Below are 17402 nucleotides of genomic sequence, written 5' to 3' on the forward strand. Positions count from 1 at the left end.
TTCACCCCCTGCGCGCAACAGGCTAAGCTACCCGGCAGCGGGCGCGCGCCATTCCTGCGCCCACCGATCATCTTCCCGGAAGAGCCATGCGCGGTCGCCTTTTTTCCCTGTTTTCCTGCCTGATCCTCAGCCTGTCCGCCTCGACAGCCAACGCAGCGTCCCTGCCCCAGCAGCGCCAGATGTACGACGAGGCGCAGAAGGCCCTGGCGCGCGGCGACAGCGGCCCGTACTTCAGCTACCAATCGGCACTGGCCGATTATCCGCTGCAGCCGTACCTGGCCTACGACGAGCTGACCAACCGCCTGAAAAGCGCCAGCAACGCCGAGATCGAGCGCTTCATCGAGCAGCACGGCGACCTGCCGCAGATCAACTGGCTGAAGCTGCGCTGGATGCGCCAGCTCGCGGATCGCGGCGACTGGAACACCTTCGTCCGTTATTACGACCCGAAGATGAATTTCACCGAGCTGGACTGCCTCTATGGCCAGTACCAGCTGGGCCACGGCAACAAGGCCGACGGCTACGCCACCGCCGAGAAGCTCTGGCTGGTCGGCAAGCCGCAGCCCGATGCCTGCGACACGACCTTCGCCCTGTGGCAGGCCGACGGCCAGCTCACCGAGGAGAAGGTCTGGAAGCGCCTGAAACTGGCCGCCGAGAAAGGCAACTACAGCCTCGCCAGCGTGCTCTCCAAGCGCCTGCCGACCCTCGGCAGCCAGGGCGCGCTGATGGTCAACGTGGCGCAGAACCCTGCGCAGCTGAGCCAGACCACCCGTTTCGGCGCCCGTGACCACGCCACCGCCGACGTCGTCGGCCTGGGCCTGCGCCGCCTCGCCAAGCAGGATCCGGAAAAGGCCATCAGCCTGCTCGACTACTACAGCTCGGTGCTGCCCTTCTCCACCGACGAGAAAGTCTCCATCGCCCGCGAGATCGGCCTGAGTCTGGCGCGCCGCTATGATCCGCGCGCGCTGCCGATGATGGTCAAGTACGACCCTCAACTGCGCGACGACACCGTCACCGAATGGCGCCTGCGCCTGCTGCTGCGCCTGGGACGCTGGGAAGAAGCCTACGAACTGACCCGCGCCCTGCCGCCGTCGCTGGCCGAGACCAACCGCTGGAAATACTGGCAGGCACGCTCGCTGCAACTGGCGCAGCCGCAGAACAAGCAGGCCATCAGCCTGTACCAGCCGGTGGCCGGCGAGCGTGACTTCTACGGCTTCCTCGCCGCCGACCGGATCAACGCGCCCTACCAGCTCAACAATCGACCTGTTTCGCCCGATGCCGGGACGATGCAGCGCGTGCGCAACGCGCCGAGCACCCGCCGCGCCCTGGAGTTCTATGCCCGCGGCGAGATCATCAACGCCCGACGCGAGTGGTATCACGCTGCCCGCCACCTGAGCCACGACGAGCTGTTGGCCCAGGCGAAGATCGCCTACGACATGCAGTGGTACTTCCCGGCCATCCGCGCGATCAGCCAAGCCAAATACTGGGACGATCTCGATATCCGCTTCCCCATGGCCTACCGCAACACCCTGGTGCGCGAGGCGCGCAATCGCGGCTTGCACTCCAGCTGGATGTTCGCCATCACCCGCCAGGAAAGCGCCTTCATGTCCGATGCGCGCTCCGGCGTCGGCGCCACCGGCCTGATGCAACTGATGCCGGCCACCGCCAAGGAAACTTCGCGCAAGTTCGGTATCCCGCTGGCCTCGCCGCAGCAACTCATCGTGCCGGACGTGAACATCCAGCTCGGCGCCGCCTACCTGAGCCAGGTGCACGGCCAGTTCAACGGCAACCGTGTGCTCGCCACCGCCGCCTACAACGCCGGCCCCGGCCGTGTGCGCCAGTGGCTGAAGGATGCGCGTCACCTGGCCTTCGACGTCTGGGTCGAGACCATTCCGTTCGACGAGACCCGCTCCTACGTGCAGAACGTGCTGTCCTACGCGGTGATCTATGGGCAAAAGCTCAACGCGCCGCAACCCATCGTCGACTGGCACGAACGCTTCTTCGACGAGCTCTGACCCCTCCCCCGCCCGGCACCGCCGGGCGGTCTTAATCCCCTCACGGAAAAGGAAATTCCATGCGCCAGTCGCTCCTCTCCCTCACCGTCCTGGCCGCCGGCCTGCTCAGTGCCGACCTGGCCCTCGCCGCCTGCGAGAAGCCGCGCAACGCCTTCGACAGCGTGTACTGCCTGAGCACCGAGTACGCCCAGGTGGACCGCGAGCTGAACAATGAATTCGGCACCCTGCGCAAGATGCTCAACGATGGCCAGAAGGCCGCGCTGAAGAAGAGCCAGATTGCCTGGATCAAGGACCGAGACGCCCAGTGCAGCTACGAGCGCGACGGCGGCTACTTCGTCAACCTGCAGTGCGCCGTGGACAAGACCAACGAGCGCCTGGTCGTGCTGCGCGAGCGTGAGCGCGAGTGCCAGAGCACCGGTTGCGTCGACGGCAAGCTGTAACGCCCTGGAGCTTCCTGTAGGAACGAGGGGGACGCCATCGTTATTGCTCGCGAACGCTCTTCGCCTGACGCATTGGCCTCAAGCGGGTTCGCGAGCTCGCTCCTACTGGGAATCCCCCACCTACTCCAAGACTTCCACGTCCATGCCCACGCGCAGCGCTCCGCCGTTCAGGGCAATCAGGTTCTGGCCGAACAGGGCTTCGCCATTGACGTTGCGATAGCTCAGCAGGGTCGCCAGCGGCTCACGGGCGGCATCGCGCTCGCCGGTGTGCGGGTCGATGGTGGTGAGGATGCAGCGCGAGCAGGGCTTGGCCACCTTGAAGGTGACGTCGCCGATGCGGATGCGCTTCCAGCCGTCTTCGGCGAAGGGTTCGGCGCCGGTGACCACCAGGTTCGGGCGGAAGCGCAGCATCTCCAGCGGGCGACCGACCTTGGCCGACAGATCATCCAGCGAACCCTGGCCGATCAGCAGCAGCGGGAAGCCATCCGCAAAATGCACCTGCTCACCGGGTTCGGCGTAGGCGGTATCCACCTGGCGCGCGCGCTGCTCGGGCATCTGCACCAGACGCACGTCGCGGCCGAGGAAGCTGCTCAGCCACTGCGCGGCCTCATCGCCGGCGTCCGGCACTTGCAGCATGTCGCGCCAGATCAGCACGCCGCGCAGGTTGTCGTCGCGGCCGGGCACATTCACCAGCAGGTCATCCATACCCGGCGCGCGAAGGCGCAAGGCGGCGAAGCCATCCTGCCAGCGCGCCTCGATGCGGCCCATCTGCGGCAGCAGGCGCTGGGTCAGGAAGCGGCCATTGGACGCTTCCACCACCAACCAGCGTCGATCCCCTTCCAGGCCCAATGCGTCCAGGCGGACCGATTCCAGGGGCTCGTAGGCCGTGGATTTGACCGGGTAGCGGTAGAGCGCGCTCAGGCTGTACATGGGAAGCTTCCTTTCATGCAGGCGAAAGCGACCTTATACGGCGTGGGACGGGCGTCGAGCAATGGGCATTTCGGTCGCGGGCATGGGCCGCCCCTGCAGATACGCCTGACGCTGACGGAGCAGGAAGAAGGGATCTCGCGAAGATGCTCCGCTCCAATCTGGAAACCTCTGCGCTGGCAGCCCCTCTCCCCAGCCCTATCCCTTCAGGGAGAGGGCTGGGGAGAGGGAATGCAGGCACGAACTTTCAGAAGAAGACACTTGCTCCTACAAGAGCGGGACCGGCTTTTCCCTGTAGGAGCGAGCTTGCTCGCGAACCGCTTGATTCCTGTAAGTCCGGCGAAGTGCGTTCGCGAGCAAGCTCGCTCCTACGAAGAGCCGGGTTGAATCAGGCCGGGATTTTCTGCAATCGCCGACGCACCACTTCCACCAGTTGGTCCGGCTGGAACTTGGAGAGGAAATCGTCGCAGCCCACCTTCTTCACCATGGCGTCGTTGAAGCTGCCCGACAGCGAGGTGTGCAGCACCACGTAGAGGTCACGCAGGCGCGGGTCGTTGCGGATCTCGGTGGTCAGCCGATAGCCGTCCATTTCCGGCATCTCGGCGTCGGTGAAGACCATCAGCAGCTTGTCTTCCATGTCGTGGCCTTCGTCGGCCCAGCGCTTGAGCTGTTGCAGCGCGCGCAGACCGTCAGTGGCCACGTGCAGGCGCAAGCCGAGTTGGCCAAGCGTGTCGCGCAGTTGGGAAATAGCGACACTGGAGTCATCCACGACCAGCACTTCGCGACCGCGGGTCTGGCTGAGCAGCTTGTCGTCCAGGCGGTCGCTGGAGACGCGAGTGTTCATCGGCACGATCTCGGCCAGCACCTTTTCGACGTCGATGATCTCCACCAGGCGGTCTTCCACCTTGGTGATCGCCGTCAGGTAATGCTGGCGGCCCGCGCCACCGGGCGGAGGCTGGATCGACTCCCAGTTGAGGTTGAGGATGCGTTCCACCCCGCCCACCAGGAAGGCCTGCACCGAGCGGTTGTACTCGGTGACGATGATGGTGCTGCTGGCATCCGGGGTCAGTGCGCGCATGCCGATGGCGCGCGACAGGTCGATCACCGGCAGGGTCTGGCCGCGCAGGTTGATCACCCCGCAGATCATCGGGTGGCGCTGCGGGATCAGGGTCAGGCGCGGCAGCTGCAGCACCTCCTGCACCTTGAACACGTTGATCGCGAACTGCTGCCGCCCGGCCAGGCGGAAGACCAGGATTTCCAGGCGGTTCTCGCCTACCAGTTGGGTGCGTTGATCGACAGTGTCGAGAATACCGGCCATGCCTGCTCCAGATTCGGAATGAGTCGTGCGTGAACGCTATCGGCCGCATCCAGGCAAACTGGATAATGGCCGTGCGCCATCATGCCCGACTCACTTCATCGGGGCCAGCGCGATCAGCCCTTCGGCGTGCCGAGCCGCCCAGTGGCCGAGAGCAGCGGCGAATCCGCCGGCAGGTGCATCGAGAGCGCCGCCGGGCGCACCTCGAAGCGCAGCTTGCGGCCCTCCAGTGGCTCCCCGTCAAGGTTGACGTCCAGCCCCTCGCGGGCCTCCACCTCAACCCAGGGCAGGCGTGCGCGGACGAATACGTCCTGGGTGCCGAAGCCACCGCCGAGCAGTGCGCCGAGAGTGCCGACCATGTCCTGCGGCGTCGGCAGGATGCTCACATCCAGCAATCCATCGTCCGCCGTCGCCTGTGGGCAGAGCATATGTCCGCCACCGGCCTGCCGGCCGTTGCCGATGCCCAGAGCAAGGAACTCGCCTTCCCAGCTGAAGTCCGGCCCGGTGAAACGCCCCTGCGCCGCATGCACTTCGGAGAAGCGCGTCAGCCCGGTGAGCAGGTAGGCCGCGCCGCCGAGCAGCTTCTTCAGGTCTTCCGGGGTGTTGGCGGTGACCTTCGAACCGAAGCCGCCGGTGGCCATGTTGAGGAACATCTGCCCGTCCACTTCGCCCAGGTCGATGGGGCGCGGCGGCAGGTCCAGCAGCGCCAGGGCGGCGGCCGGTTCCAGCGGCACGCCGGCGGCGCGGGCGAAGTCATTGGCGGTACCCAGTGGCAGGATCGCCAGGCTGGCCTTGCCGCCGGCCTGGGCCAGCGCCTCGGCAACATCGCGCACGGTGCCATCGCCGCCGCCGGCGATCAGCGTCGTGTAGCCCGCCGCCAGCGCCTCTTCCACCAGCCGCCGGGCGTCGCCGCCCTCCCAGGTCACCCTGACATCCAGCGCCCGACCCGCCTCGCGCGTGGCCAGCACTGCGGCGCGCACCTCGTCGTTGGCGGCTTGCTTGCCATGCAGGATCAGCAGGGCCTTGGGTTGCGTCATGGCGGTTTTCCTCCCGGTGAGTCCATTGGATATGGACTCAGACTAGCGCGAGGGGAATTCCTCCCACTTGATTTGCGACTCAGGCGGGGTAGCCGGTGATCTCCCGGATGCTCTGGTACAGCGGCTTGAGCTGCTTGTACATGCGCTGGTAGACCTCGCTGTAAAGCCGCTCGTAGGTGCGCTGCGCCTCAGGGTGCGGGTGGAAGACGTCACCGACGCGGGTCATGGCGGCGATGGCGCTGGTGAAGTCCGGATAGAGCCCCAGCCCCACCGCGCAATCGATGGCCGCGCCCAGGCCGGAAGCTTCGTAGACGTGCGGGCGCTCCGCCGGCAGGCCGAAGATGTCGGCGGTGAGCTGCATCGCTGCGTCACTCTGCGAACCGCCGCCAGCCACGCGCAGGCGCTGGATGCGGGTGCCGGAGCGCTTCTCGATACGCTCCTTGCCCTGGCGCAGCGCATACGCGAGGCCTTCGAGGATGGCGCGGTAGATATGCGCTCGGGTGTGCACGTCGCCGAAACCGATGATTGAGCCCTTGGCCTCCAGCCCCGGTTCGCGGATACCCGGCGTCCAGTAGGGTTGCAGCATCAGGCCCATGGAGCCGGCGGGCACGCTGTTGACCAGTTCGTCGAACAGCTTCTCCGGCTCGACGCCCAGTTCCTGCGCACGCTGCATCTCGCGCAGGCCAAACTCGCGCTTGAACCAGCTGACCATCCAGAAACCGCGGTAGATCATCACCTCGGTGTTGAAGTGATCGGGAATCGCCGCCGGGTACGGCGGGATCAGCGGAATAGTCTCCAGGTAGCGCGAGCGGGTGGTGTTGATGGTCGCAGTGGTGCCGTAGGACAGGCACGCCACGGTCGGGTCGATGGCGCCCGCGCCGAGCACTTCGCAGGCCTTGTCGGCGCCGGCGGCGATCAGCGGCAGGCCTTCAGGAATCCCGGTCAGGCGGCTGGCCTCGGCGGTGATCTCGCCCAGCTTCTCGCCGGGCTTGAACAGCTCTGGCAACTGCTCGCGGCGCACATCCAGCACCTGCCATTTCCAGTCGCGCGGCGCGGCCCATTGCAGCTTCTTGTAGTCGAACGGCAGGTAGGCAACGCTGCCGGCGATCGAGTCCACGTAGCGTCCGCACAGGCGCTGAGTGAGGAAGCCGGAGAGCAGCAGCACCTTGTGCGTGCGTTGGTGGATGTCCGGCTGCTGCTGGGCAACCCAGTTCACTTCGGCCTGGGTGCGGAAATAATCCACCGCACCCTGCGCGCCCACCAGCTTGAACAGCCAGCCCCAGGGGCCCTTGATCGAGCCCTCCAGTTCGGCGCGGCGCTGGTCGAGCCAGATGATCGCCGGGCGCAGGGCCTGGCCTGCCTGGTCGACGTGAATCACCGTACCGCGCTGGGTCGTCAGCGAGACGCCACGGATACGGCTGCGGTCAATATCGACGCTGGCCCATAGACGTTTGCAGGCCTCGCCCAACTGTTCCCAATAATAGTCCGGGTGCTGCTCGGCCCAGCCGGGCTGCGAGGAGAAATAGGCTTCCAGCTCGACCTTACCCTTGCCCACCAGGTTGCCCTGGAGATCGAAGAGCAGCGCGCGCACGCTCTGGGTGCCGTTGTCGATGGCCAGCAGGTAGTTGTTGTTATCCATGGGGCTCTTGGTCAGTGGGGCTTCGGTCAGTTTGGAAGGCTGTAGCAGCGACGCCACAGCGCCAGATAGTCCTGTTCTTCACGTTTCCAGCGCGGGTCGTCCCAGCCCAGGCGTGGCTGGCACAGCGCGCGAATTCTCGGCAGTTCGTGGGCGCCGCCGTCGGCCAGCAGCAGGCCGACCCGGGTACGGCGCAGCAGCAGGTCGTCCAGGTGCAGCACCAACTCGCCTTCCGCCGCCCAGGCCAGTTCGGCCCAGAGTGAATCGGTATGGCCGATGCACTCGCTGCCCACGGTTTTCAGCACCCGCGCCAGCTCCGGCAATGCGCGACCATGACGACCGCGCAGACGGGTCTGCTGCGGCGGGGTCAGCCCGGGTAGATCGACCGCTTCGACAGGTTCGAAGACCTGTTCTCCTGCCGCCTCCAGCGAGCGCTCCAGCATCGGTGCGCAGGCGGCGAGCACCTCCAGCGCCAGCAGGCGGAAGGTGGTGAGCTTGCCGCCGGCCAGGGTCACGCAGCCGGGCTCGACCCACAGCGCGTGTTCGCGCTTTTCGTCCGAGGGCTTGAGCGATGGCGCGCCATCGCTGACCACCGGGCGCACGCCGGCCCAGGTGGAGCGCACATCCGCCGCGCTGATCTGGGCAGACGGGAATTGCTGCGCACAGGCGGCCAGCAGGTAATCCACTTCCTCGCGGCTGATGGCGGCGTCGTCGTCCAGCGTGTCGCGGTGATCGAGATCGGTGGTGCCGACCACGGTCGCGCCTTCCCAGGGAAAGACGAACACCGGGCGCTTGTCCTGCCCGTGCATGAAGCTGAAGGCGTGGGCGACAGGCAGGCGCCAGGCCGGCAGCAACAGGTGGCTGCCGCGCAGCGGGCGGATGTGCTCGCTACCGTGCTTCTGCCGCAAGGCATCGGCCCAGGCGCCGGTGGCCAGCGCCACGGCACGCGCGCGAAAGGTGAAGCGCTCGCCGCTTTCGCTGTCCTCGGCCACCAGCCCCTGGACACGGCCGGCGCGGCGATCCAGTTCGATCACCTTCAATCCGTTCAACGCTTCGCCGCCCTCGGCGCGCGCCTCACCGAGCACGCGCATCACCAGACGCGCGTCGTCGGTGACTGCGTCCTGGAAGCGCGTGCCGCCGAGCAGGCGATCTTCCCTTAAGCCCGGCGCCAGGTAGCGCAGCTCCTCCAAGCGATGGAACAGGTGGTTGCGACGCCCCGCCAGCGCGTCGTACAGCGACAGCAGCATGCCGAACACCCGCGGGCCGGGGAAGCCGCCCTGGTAGTGCGGCATGATGAAACTCAGCGGATCGACCAGCCCTGGCGCCTCGCCCAGCAGGCGCTGGCGCTCGCGCACCGAGTCGCGGGTCAGGCCGAACTGGCCCTTGGCGATGTAACGCAGGCCGCCATGGACCATCTTCGACGAGCGACTGGAGGTGCCCCAGGCGAAGTCGCGCTGCTCGACCAGCAGGCAACGCCAGCCGCGCCGTGCGGCTTCACGGAGGATGCCGGCACCGGTGATGCCTCCGCCGACCACGATCAGGTCCCAGTCGCGCTCCGCCAGCTCCGGCAGCGCCTTGGCGCGCCACGTCGCATTCCAGCCCATGGGCTCAGTCCTGCAGCAGGGTGCCGGGGTTCAACCGGCCGGACGGGTCGAAATGCCCGGCCAGCGCCTTGATCGCGGCCATGCCCAGCGGGCCCTTCTCCACCGGCAGATAGAGAGCGTGGTCCTTGCCCACGCCGTGCTGGTGGCTGATGGTGCCGCGATTGTTGGCGATGGTCTGGCTGGCGGCGTGCTTGAGCTTGCGCCAGCGCTCGTGGGTTTCCGCGTAGCTGGCCGCCGGGCGGAACACGTAGGTGGTGTAGATGCTCGAGCCCTCGCCGTAAACGTGCGACAGGTGAGTGAACACGTGCACGCGTTCGCCCTCCGCGGCCAAGCCCTCGCGCAGGCTGGCTTCGATGCGGCTCAGCAGGTTATCGACGTTGGACCAGTCGGTGGCGGTTTCCAGGGTGTCGACCGCGTAGCCGTTCTCCCACAGCGCCTCGCGCAGGTAGGGGAAGCGGAAGCGGTTCTGTGCCCACTTCCTGCCCAACAGGGTGCCGGTGAACACGCCGCCGAAGGCCTTGAGAATTCGCCGCGCGGCACGCAGCGAAGTCGCGTTCTGGGCGCGGTCGCCGGTGACGCCGAAGGTCAGCATGCACTTGCCCTCGGCCGCTCCGCGCAGCTTCAGGTAGCGCTCCAGCCAGGCGATCTGCCCCGGATGACCGGCCAGCGCGAGCTGGGTGGTGGTTTCCACGGCATTGGACAGGCGCAGCATGGACAGCGGTACACGCGCCTGGGTCAGGGTGCGGATGCCTTCCAGTGCCTGCTCCCAGGACGGCAGGAACACTGCGTAGAAGCGTTCGTCCTCAGCGATACGCGTCACCCGCACCTTCACCGAGGAAAGAATGCCGAAGCGGCCTTCGGAGCCCATAACCACTTCGCGCAGGTCGGGGCCGGCGGAAGATGCCGGGAAGGTCGGAATATCCAGGCTGCCGGCGAAGGTTTCCAGGGTGCCACCGGCGAACAGTTGTTCGATGCGCCCGTAGCGCAGCGACTGCTGGCCGCTGGAGCGGCTGGCGACCCAGCCGCCGAGGGTGGAAAGCTCCCAGGACTGCGGGAAGTGGCCCAGGGTGTAGCCACGGGCGCGCAGCTGGCTTTCCACCTGCGGACCGTTGGCGCCGGGGCCGAAGGTGGCGATCAGGCTTTGCTCGTCCAGTTCCAGCAGGCGGTTCATGTGCTCAAGGGAAACGGTGAGCACCGCCTTGTCGGACGACGGCGGGTTGATGTGGCCCGCCACCGAGGTGCCGCCGCCGTAAGGGATCACCAGGCAGTCCCAGAGCTCGGCGAATTTCAGCAGCTCGCGGATCTGCTCGGCGGTCTGCGGGTAGGCCACGCCATCGGGGAACACGCCGAAGTCGCCTTCGCGCATCGCCAGCCAATCCGGCAGGCTTTGGCCGCGGGCGTGCAGCAGACGGTCGCGGGCTTCGCGCACCACCAGTGGGTGCTCAGGCAGGCGCGAAGCCGGCACCCTGGCCAACACCTGTTCCAGCGTCGCGTCCGGCAGCGTCAGGCCGGGGCCAACCAGTTCGGCGAGAAATGCACGCCCGTTATCGGGCAATTCCACCACCGTCGTTTCTTCACCCCAGCCGTTCCAGCGTCGCATGCCCGCTCCTTTTATCCAGGTCTCTGTCTGCAATTTCGATTGCTATTTCGGTGCCGCTTGATGGCTGCCTATACTAGCCAGCCGCCCTGCCCTGTCACTGTCGGATCAAGACAGGCGCAGTTGCCGATCGAGACACCGAAAAACAAGAACTCACGCCATGCATTCCCTCGGCTATACATCCGTCCCCGCACTGCTGAAATACCTGCGCCACGCCGAGTCCCTCGGCATGGACCTGGACGTTGCCCTTCAGGCTGCGGGACTGGAGCGCTCGCAACTGAGCGACAACAGCCAGCGCCTGCCCAGCGAGGCCCACGAGCGCTTGCTGCAACACCTGTGCGCGCACTCAGGCGATGCGCTGTTCGGCCTGCACTCCGCACGCTTCGTGCAGCCGGGCTCGTGGAGCGTGCTGGGCTACATCACCATGAACTGCGCCAACCTGGGCGAAGCCATGGGCCGCATCATTCCCTACGAGAAACTGGTCGGCGACATGGGCGTCAGCCGCCTGGAGCCGGGCGAAGGCCACATCAAGCTGATCTGGAACTGCCGCCACGAGGCCGCGCAGATCCGCCGGCACATGGTGGAGAACGTACTGGCGTCCTGGCTGCTCTATGCGCGCTGGATCGCCGACACCAATGGCTCGCCGCAGGAAGTCTGGTTCGAGCACGCGCGGCCCGAAGGCACCGACGTCGCCGAGTACGAAGCGCTGTTCGGCTGCCCGGTGCGTTTCGAACAACCCTTCAGCGCCCTGCTGGTGCCCCTGCAATTGCTCAGCTACCCGCTGCGCCAGGCCGACGCCAACCTGCTGCGAACCCTGGAAGAACACGCACTGGCGCTGATGGCCGAATTGGACGACGACGAGCCGCTCCCCCTACGAGTGAAGAACGCCCTGCGCCTGCTGCTCAAGGACGGCCTGCCACGCAAGGAGCGCGTCGCCGAGCGCTTCGAGATGACCGTGCGCACCTTGCAGCGTCACCTGCAGCAGGCCGGCACCAGCTACCAGCTGATCCTCGACGAACTGCGCCAGGAACTGGCCGAGCACTATTTGGTGCACAGCGACCTGCCGATCCAGGACATCGCCCAGTACCTGGGCTTCACCGAGTCGCGCTCGTTCCACCGCAGCTTCAAGGGCTGGACCGACCAGACGCCCGGCGAGTATCGCCAGCAGCATAAAAAAACGCCGGTCTGAGACCGGCGTTTTTCATTGCGTTCCTGGCGCTCAGTCCAGCAGTTCGCTGAACGGAATGAAGGCCAGCCAATCGCCTTCGACCAGCGTCGTCCCCTCGCGCACTTCCGCCAGCCCCTCGGCCCAGGCCGCGCTGCGCAGCACACCGGAGCTCTGGTTGGCGTAAGGCACCGCACGGCCATTCTCCAGGCGCGCGCGCAGGTACTCGCGGCGGTTGCCCGGCTTGGTCCAGTTGAAGCCAGCGGGCACCTGCAGGCGCAACGGCTCGACCTTCTGCATGCCGAGGCGACGCATCAGGTAGGGCCGCGCCAACAGCGCGAAGGTCACCAGGGTGGAGGCGGGATTGCCCGGCAGGCCGATCACCGGCACCTGCTGGTAGTGGCCAACGGTCAGCGGCTTGCCCGGCTTGATCGCCAGTTTCCACAGTGCCAGCTCGCCCGCTTCACGCAGGGCCGCGCCAAGGAAGTCCGCCTCGCCGACGGAGACGCCGCCGGTGGAAAGGATCAGGTCCACATGCGACAGGCAGGACAGGGCAGCACGAGTGCGCTCCAGGTCGTCCGGAAGGATTCCCGCGTCCACGACCTCACAACCGAAGCGCTGCAGCCAGATACGCAGCAGGTGGCGGTTGCTGTTGTAGATCTGCCCGAGCGCCAGCGGCTTGCCCGGCTCGACCAGCTCGTCGCCGGTGGACAGCAACGCCACGCGCGGACGGCGGCGCACAGTCAGCTCAGGGTGACCGAGGGATGCGGCCAGCGCGATCTCGATCGGGCCCAGACGTGTGCCGGCCGGCAGTACGCAGTCGCCCTTGCGGATTTCCTGGCCTTGCGGGCGTACGTGCTGACCTATATTGAGCGCTTCGAGGAAACGCACGCGGCCGTCTTCCAGCACCTCGACGTTCTCCTGCATTTCGACGCAATCGGCGCCCTCAGGCACCGGTGCGCCGGTGAAGATGCGCACGCAGGTCCCCGGCAGCAGAGGTTCCCCCGCCTGTCCGGCGAAAATCTTCTGGCTGATCGCCAGCGGCTCGCCCCGCCAATCGGCTTGGCGCAGCGCGTAACCGTCCATGGCGCTGTTCGGCCACGGTGGCAGGTCCAGCCCGGCGAGCAGCGGCCCGGCGAGCACGCGGCCGTCCGCCTCGCTCAGCGGCAGGGTTTCGGTATCGAGGATCGGGGACTGCTCCGCCAGGCTCAGCAGGCGCGCCAGGGCATCCTCGACCGGCAGTAATCCAGGCTTGTCGCAGCAGCTCATCCGCGGCTCTCGCAGGGCGCCGCCTTCTTCAGGTGCGGCACGAAGTTGCAGGGGCGGTGGCTGGCGTCCAACTGCTCACCGAGGATGCCGTCCCAAGCGGTGCGGCAGGCGTTGGTGGAGCCCGGCAGGCAGCAGACGAGGGTGCCGTTGGAGAGGCCGGCCAACGCGCGGGACTGAACGGTGGAGGTACCGATGTCCGCCACGGAAATCTGCCGGAACAGCTCGCCGAAACCGTCCACCACCTTGTCCAGCAGGCAGGTCACGGCCTCCGGGGTGCTGTCGCGGCCAGTGAAGCCGGTGCCGCCGGTCACCAGCACGACCTGCACTTCGTCTTCGGCGATCCAGCTCGCGACCTGGGCACGGATGCGATAGAGGTCGTCCTTGAGCAGGACGCGGGCGGCCAGATTGTGGCCAGCGGCCTTCAGGCGGTCGACGAACAGTTGGCCGGAGGTGTCAGTTTCCAGGGTGCGGGTGTCGCTGACGGTGAGGACGGCAATGTTCAGCGGGACGAATGGCTGCTCGGCCTTGTGGCTCATGATGAGGGCCCTTGCTTGTGAGGTTGGAATGCGCGGTGTTATATCACAGGCCCGCCCCGGAGACCCTGACATGCCCAAAGCCCCGCTGCCTCCCTGTTCCGTCCTGATCCTCGCCGGAGGACGCGGCCAGCGCATGGGCGGCCAGGACAAGGGCCTGCTGGAGTGGCAGGGCCGCCCGCTGGTGAGCTACGCCGCCGCCCTCGCCCGGCCCTTCAGCGACGATCTGATCATTTCCTGCAACCGCAACGCGGACATCTACGCCGGCTTCGCCGACCGCCTTGTGCAGGACGACAGTGCGGACTTCCCCGGTCCACTGGCCGGCATCCGTTCAGGCTTGGCCGCTGCGCGCCATACCCACCTACTGGTATTGCCCTGCGACACGCCACGCCTGGATGCCGACTTGCTGGAGCGCCTGTTGCGCGCATCCGCCACAGCGCCGGACATCGTGCACATGCTGCGCCGCGGCACTCAGTGGGAGCCACTGTTCTGCATCATCCCGGTGGCGCTGCGCACGCCGATAGAAGTAGCCTGGGATCAGGGCGACCGCAGCCCGCGCCATGTGTTCTCGAACCTGGGCCTGGAGGCGGTGGATTGCCCGGCCGACGACCCCCGCCTGGCCAACCTGAACACACCGGAGCTGCTCTATCGCGCCCGATAGCGACAGAGTCGAAAATTTTCCGGGAACTATGCTGCAAAGCCCCCGGTCAGACTTTTCGTACTTTTTTGTTCGCTCATCAGGAGATTCACCCATGAACAAACGGATGCTTCCCGCCTTCCTGCTCGCCCTGGGCTTTAGCGTGCTCGCTGGTTGCTCCACGCCGTCCGTCATCACCCTGAACGATGGACGCGAGATTCAGTCGGTCGACAAACCCAAGTACGACGAAGAATCCGGCTTCTATGAGTTCGAACAGCTGGATGGCAAAACTGCCCGTGTGAACAAGGATCAGGTACGGACCGTCAAGGACCTCTGATTCTCCCGGTAGTGAAAACGCCCCACAGGCCTTGATCGGTCTGCGGGGCGTTCGCGTTTTCACGGGGGGCGAAATAATTTTCAAAATTTTTTCGCTAACCCCTTGTGCATCAAAAGTTTTTCGGTAGAATGCGCGCCAACAAACGGAGCGTAGCGCAGCTTGGTAGCGCGTCTCGTTCGGGACGAGAAGGTCGCTGGTTCGAATCCAGTCGCTCCGACCAAATCCCGAAAAACCCGCCTAACGGCGGGTTTTTTATTGCCTGCGATTCTTCCTCAAACGAAGATCTCGCAGGCACAAAAAAGCCCGTCCAGCAGGACGGGCTTTTTCATGGGCGGCTCAGAGCTGCCCGGACTTGCGCAGCGCCACCTGTGAAAGGGCGCTCCAGTCCAATTCGCCATCACCGTGGGCGATGGCTTCGAGCAAGTTATCGCGCAGGAGGCTGGCGAGCGGCAGCGGAACCCGCTGCTCATACCCGGCCGACAGCGCCAGGCCGACGTCCTTGAGACCCAGCACCAGACGGAAGCCGGCCGGATCGAAGCGCTGCTCGGCGATTTGTGCGCCGTAGTTGCGATAGACCGGCGCGTTGAACAGGGTGTTGCCCATGATCTCCATGAACTCGCTCGCGGCTACGCCATAGGTCTTAACCAGCGCCGCACTCTCCCCCATCGCCTCGATGGCGCTGGCGATCATGAAGTTGCCGGCGATCTTCACAGCAACAGCGCGCAGCGGGTCGTCACCCAGCGGCCAGGTCTTCTGCCCCAGTACGTCGAGTACCGGCTGCGCCTTGGCGATGGCGGCCTCGGAGCCGGCGACCAGGATGTTCAGCTTGCCGGTGACGGCGACATCGGTGCGTCCGAATACCGGAGCGGCGACGAATTCGACGCCTTGCTCACGGTGCCGCTGGATCAGTTCGTCGACGAAAGCGGTGGATAGCGTGGCCATGCTCAGGTGAACCAAACCTGCCTTGGCCGAAGCCAGAGCGCCACTTTCCAGCAACACGGCGCGGGTGGAGTTGTCGTCGGCCAGCATGGAAATCACCAGCTCGACATCGAAGGCCTGCGCGGGGTTGGCAGCAGCAATGGCGCCCAGCGCCACCAACGGCTCGGCCGCAGCCGGCGAGCGGTTCCACACGGTGACCTGGTGGCCGGCCCTGATCAGGTTGGCTGCCATGGCGGCACCCATGCCGCCCAGTCCGAGAAAACCTATCTTCATTGCAAAGCGCCTCGCATCGTTTAACAGATGAGCAGGAAAGCCGAAGACGAATCAGCGGCTGAGGAAGCTGGCGACCTGTTCGGTATCGAAAGGCCAGTTGAGCTCGGCGCCGGTATCGCAGCGGCGCAGCACGGGAATACTCAGGCCGTACTGTTCAACCCATTCGTCGTGGTCGGCAATATCCACCAGCTCGACCAGCAAGCCGTGTTCGACGAAGGGCATCAGCACCGCCTCGGCCACTTCGCAGAGGTGGCAGCCGAGAGTGCCGAAGAGTTGGCATTCCGGGGGCAGGGAGGGGGCCGAGGTTGACGACATGAGTTCAGACTCCGGCGTGCTTGAGCAGCGTATCAGCCACGGCGCGGGCCTCGCGACCTTGCTGCGCCGGGCCTTGCATGTGCGCCATCACCAGCACGCCTTCGAGCAGGTACTGCAGTTGGCGCGCCAGGGCTTCCGGCTCCGTCGCACCTAATCGCGCCAGTTGGGCCGCGAAGAAGCGCCCGAGAAACGCCTTGTGCTCGGCGGCCTGCTGGTGGATGGGATGTTCGCGGTCGTGGAACTCGCCGGCGGCATGGATGAAAGCGCAGCCGCAGAAGTCCGGACCGTTCAGCACTTCCTGCAGGCCGTCGAAGACCGCCAGGATCGCCTCGCGGGGCGCGAGTATGCGCTCGGCCACTTCCATGCGCTCGACCATGCGGGCGTGGCGCTCTTCCAGCGCCGCCATGATCAGCTCGTCCTTGGACTTGAAGTGCTTGTACAGCGTCATCTTCGCGACGCCCGACTCGGCGAGGATGCGGTCGATACCGGTGGCGTGATAGCCCTCGCGGTAGAACAGATCCTGGGCGGTGGCGAGCAGCAGCTCGCGTTTGCTGGATGCCATGGCATTACCTCCTGACCGGACATTATGCGCGAGGCTCGACGCCCTTGGGGAGCGGGAACGCTGACGAGGCGATAGCGCCGATGCCGATTAGTGGATGGTCATTTCGCTTGAACTATACAGACCTGTCTGTCTAATATCTATTCCACCGCCCCACAACAGCCTTCCCACAACAACGGCAAAGGACTCCCGCCATGAAACTCCACGACGTCGCACTTTCCGGCAACTGCTACAAGGTTCGCCTGTTTCTCGGACTCATCGGCCGAAAAGCCGAGCTGCTACCGGTGGACCTGATGGGCGGCGCGCACAAACGTCCGGCCTTCCTGGCGATCAACCCGCGCGGCCAGGTGCCGGCGCTGGAGGACGGCGAGCTGCGCCTGGGCGACTCACACGCCATCCTCGTCTACCTGGCTCGGCAATATGCCGAACCGCACTGGTACCCGCTGGACGCCACCACCCAGGGCCGCATTGCCAACTGGATGAGCTTCTCGTCCAACGAGGTGCAGCACGGCCTGGCGATGGCGCGGGTGATCCAGCTATTCAAGCGCCCAGGCGATCTGGCCGCGGCCCAGGCCAAGGGCCGCCATGCGCTGGAGCTGATGGACGCAACGCTGGCCGACCACCGCTGGCTGGCTCAGACGGACAAACCGAGCATCGCCGACATCGCCGTCTACCCCTACGTCACCCTGGCAACGGAAGGCGGCCTGGAACCCTCCGGCTATCCCTATGTGCAGGACTGGCTGGCCCGCGTGCGCGCCCTGCCCGGCTACGTCGCTCAACCCGCTTTCTGACTCTCTCCTGATTGGC

The 17402-nt window shown here is 66.0% G+C and carries 17 protein-coding genes and 1 tRNA gene; 7 read left to right on the forward strand and 11 right to left on the reverse strand.

The features are described 5' to 3' along the window. Positions 1–86 precede the first annotated feature (86 nt). Together IB274_RS00310 and IB274_RS00315 are read left to right on the forward strand one after the other, a co-directional pair. Positions 87–2012, forward strand: coding sequence for a transglycosylase SLT domain-containing protein (locus IB274_RS00310; RefSeq protein WP_192430162.1), 1926 nt, complete (start codon positions 87–89; stop codon positions 2010–2012). Positions 2013–2071: 59 nt separating this feature from the next. Then, complete coding sequence (locus IB274_RS00315; RefSeq protein WP_192430163.1) at positions 2072–2452, forward strand: lysozyme inhibitor LprI family protein; 381 nt, start codon at positions 2072–2074, stop codon at positions 2450–2452. Positions 2453–2572: 120 nt separating this feature from the next. On the opposite strand, the gene IB274_RS00320 is transcribed toward IB274_RS00315, so the two are convergent. The 6 genes from IB274_RS00320 to IB274_RS00345 all read right to left on the reverse strand — a co-directional run bounded on the left by IB274_RS00320 (position 2573) and on the right by IB274_RS00345 (position 10571). Continuing rightward, complete coding sequence (locus tag IB274_RS00320; RefSeq protein ID WP_192430164.1) at positions 2573–3382, reverse strand: MOSC domain-containing protein; 810 nt, start codon at positions 3380–3382, stop codon at positions 2573–2575. A gap of 385 nt (positions 3383–3767) precedes the next feature. Further along, positions 3768–4697 (reverse strand): chemotaxis protein CheV, encoded by a 930-nt coding sequence (locus IB274_RS00325; RefSeq protein WP_192430165.1) that lies wholly within the window; start codon positions 4695–4697, stop codon positions 3768–3770. 113 nt (positions 4698–4810) lie between these two features. Further along, entirely contained in the window at positions 4811–5731 is a 921-nt protein-coding gene (gene yegS, locus IB274_RS00330; protein ID WP_192430166.1) for a lipid kinase YegS, read from the reverse strand. A gap of 79 nt (positions 5732–5810) precedes the next feature. After that, positions 5811–7370, reverse strand: a complete 1560-nt coding sequence (locus IB274_RS00335; RefSeq protein WP_192430167.1) for an FGGY-family carbohydrate kinase — start codon at positions 7368–7370, stop codon at positions 5811–5813. Positions 7371–7396: 26 nt separating this feature from the next. Next, entirely contained in the window at positions 7397–8971 is a 1575-nt protein-coding gene (locus IB274_RS00340) for a glycerol-3-phosphate dehydrogenase/oxidase (protein ID WP_192430168.1), read from the reverse strand. A gap of 4 nt (positions 8972–8975) precedes the next feature. Beyond that, positions 8976–10571: an FAD-binding oxidoreductase gene (locus IB274_RS00345; protein WP_192430169.1), complete on the reverse strand. Its 1596-nt coding sequence runs from the start codon at positions 10569–10571 to the stop codon at positions 8976–8978. 157 nt (positions 10572–10728) lie between these two features. Between IB274_RS00345 and IB274_RS00350 the strand changes: the two genes are divergently transcribed. After that, positions 10729–11757, forward strand: a complete 1029-nt coding sequence (locus tag IB274_RS00350; RefSeq protein ID WP_192430170.1) for an AraC family transcriptional regulator — start codon at positions 10729–10731, stop codon at positions 11755–11757. Positions 11758–11787: 30 nt separating this feature from the next. Here IB274_RS00350 and glp read toward each other — a convergent pair whose 3' ends face one another. Both glp and moaB read right to left on the reverse strand, forming a co-directional pair. After that, positions 11788–13002 carry a gephyrin-like molybdotransferase Glp gene (gene glp / locus IB274_RS00355; RefSeq protein ID WP_192430171.1) on the reverse strand — a complete coding sequence of 405 codons (1215 nt, stop codon included), beginning with the start codon at positions 13000–13002 and terminating at the stop codon, positions 11788–11790. Beyond that, a complete protein-coding gene (gene moaB, locus IB274_RS00360) occupies positions 12999–13538 on the reverse strand; it encodes a molybdenum cofactor biosynthesis protein B (RefSeq protein WP_192430172.1) in 540 nt (179 codons plus the stop codon). Before moaB ends, glp begins: the two co-directional genes overlap by 4 nt. 70 nt (positions 13539–13608) lie before the next feature. On the opposite strand from moaB, the gene mobA reads away from it, so the two are divergent. The 3 genes from mobA (at position 13609) to IB274_RS00375 (ending at position 14729) form a co-directional block, all read left to right on the forward strand. After that, positions 13609–14196, forward strand: coding sequence for a molybdenum cofactor guanylyltransferase MobA (gene mobA, locus IB274_RS00365; protein WP_192430173.1), 588 nt, complete (start codon positions 13609–13611; stop codon positions 14194–14196). A gap of 91 nt (positions 14197–14287) precedes the next feature. Further along, on the forward strand, positions 14288–14509 hold the full coding sequence (locus IB274_RS00370; protein ID WP_081519426.1) for a YgdI/YgdR family lipoprotein: 222 nt from the start codon (positions 14288–14290) through the stop codon (positions 14507–14509). A gap of 143 nt (positions 14510–14652) precedes the next feature. After that, positions 14653–14729: transfer RNA gene (locus tag IB274_RS00375), tRNA-Pro, on the forward strand. A gap of 116 nt (positions 14730–14845) precedes the next feature. On the opposite strand, the gene IB274_RS00380 is transcribed toward IB274_RS00375, so the two are convergent. Genes IB274_RS00380 through IB274_RS00390 form a run of 3 tightly spaced genes read right to left on the reverse strand, consistent with a single transcriptional unit; the run spans position 14846 to position 16598 of the window. Next, positions 14846–15721 carry an NAD(P)-dependent oxidoreductase gene (locus IB274_RS00380; protein ID WP_192430174.1) on the reverse strand — a complete coding sequence of 292 codons (876 nt, stop codon included), beginning with the start codon at positions 15719–15721 and terminating at the stop codon, positions 14846–14848. Positions 15722–15772: 51 nt separating this feature from the next. Then, positions 15773–16012, reverse strand: a complete 240-nt coding sequence (locus IB274_RS00385) for a glutaredoxin family protein (protein WP_318652845.1) — start codon at positions 16010–16012, stop codon at positions 15773–15775. A gap of 28 nt (positions 16013–16040) precedes the next feature. After that, positions 16041–16598: a TetR/AcrR family transcriptional regulator gene (locus IB274_RS00390; RefSeq protein ID WP_192430176.1), complete on the reverse strand. Its 558-nt coding sequence runs from the start codon at positions 16596–16598 to the stop codon at positions 16041–16043. Between the two features lie 191 nt (positions 16599–16789). On the opposite strand from IB274_RS00390, the gene IB274_RS00395 reads away from it, so the two are divergent. Then, a complete protein-coding gene (locus IB274_RS00395; RefSeq protein ID WP_192430177.1) occupies positions 16790–17386 on the forward strand; it encodes a glutathione S-transferase family protein in 597 nt (198 codons plus the stop codon). The last annotated feature ends 16 nt before the right edge of the window (positions 17387–17402 follow it).

Origin of the sequence: Pseudomonas sp. PDM18, from assembly GCF_014852585.1 — a bacterium.
In the GTDB taxonomy this organism is placed as follows: domain Bacteria; phylum Pseudomonadota; class Gammaproteobacteria; order Pseudomonadales; family Pseudomonadaceae; genus Pseudomonas.

Bases quoted from the DNA above. Each gene is read 5' to 3' on its own strand.
- IB274_RS00310 (WP_192430162.1), top strand. From the start codon at position 87: ATGCGCGGTCGCCTTTTTTCCCTGTTTTCCTGCCTGATCCTCAGCCTG.
- IB274_RS00315 (WP_192430163.1), top strand. From the start codon at position 2,072: ATGCGCCAGTCGCTCCTCTCCCTCACCGTCCTGGCCGCCGGCCTGCTC.
- IB274_RS00320 (WP_192430164.1), bottom strand. From the start codon at position 3,382: ATGTACAGCCTGAGCGCGCTCTACCGCTACCCGGTCAAATCCACGGCC.
- IB274_RS00325 (WP_192430165.1), bottom strand. From the start codon at position 4,697: ATGGCCGGTATTCTCGACACTGTCGATCAACGCACCCAACTGGTAGGC.
- yegS (WP_192430166.1), bottom strand. From the start codon at position 5,731: ATGACGCAACCCAAGGCCCTGCTGATCCTGCATGGCAAGCAAGCCGCC.
- IB274_RS00335 (WP_192430167.1), bottom strand. From the start codon at position 7,370: ATGGATAACAACAACTACCTGCTGGCCATCGACAACGGCACCCAGAGC.
- IB274_RS00340 (WP_192430168.1), bottom strand. From the start codon at position 8,971: ATGGGCTGGAATGCGACGTGGCGCGCCAAGGCGCTGCCGGAGCTGGCG.
- IB274_RS00345 (WP_192430169.1), bottom strand. From the start codon at position 10,571: ATGCGACGCTGGAACGGCTGGGGTGAAGAAACGACGGTGGTGGAATTG.
- IB274_RS00350 (WP_192430170.1), top strand. From the start codon at position 10,729: ATGCATTCCCTCGGCTATACATCCGTCCCCGCACTGCTGAAATACCTG.
- glp (WP_192430171.1), bottom strand. From the start codon at position 13,002: ATGAGCTGCTGCGACAAGCCTGGATTACTGCCGGTCGAGGATGCCCTG.
- moaB (WP_192430172.1), bottom strand. From the start codon at position 13,538: ATGAGCCACAAGGCCGAGCAGCCATTCGTCCCGCTGAACATTGCCGTC.
- mobA (WP_192430173.1), top strand. From the start codon at position 13,609: ATGCCCAAAGCCCCGCTGCCTCCCTGTTCCGTCCTGATCCTCGCCGGA.
- IB274_RS00370 (WP_081519426.1), top strand. From the start codon at position 14,288: ATGAACAAACGGATGCTTCCCGCCTTCCTGCTCGCCCTGGGCTTTAGC.
- IB274_RS00380 (WP_192430174.1), bottom strand. From the start codon at position 15,721: ATGAAGATAGGTTTTCTCGGACTGGGCGGCATGGGTGCCGCCATGGCA.
- IB274_RS00390 (WP_192430176.1), bottom strand. From the start codon at position 16,598: ATGGCATCCAGCAAACGCGAGCTGCTGCTCGCCACCGCCCAGGATCTG.
- IB274_RS00395 (WP_192430177.1), top strand. From the start codon at position 16,790: ATGAAACTCCACGACGTCGCACTTTCCGGCAACTGCTACAAGGTTCGC.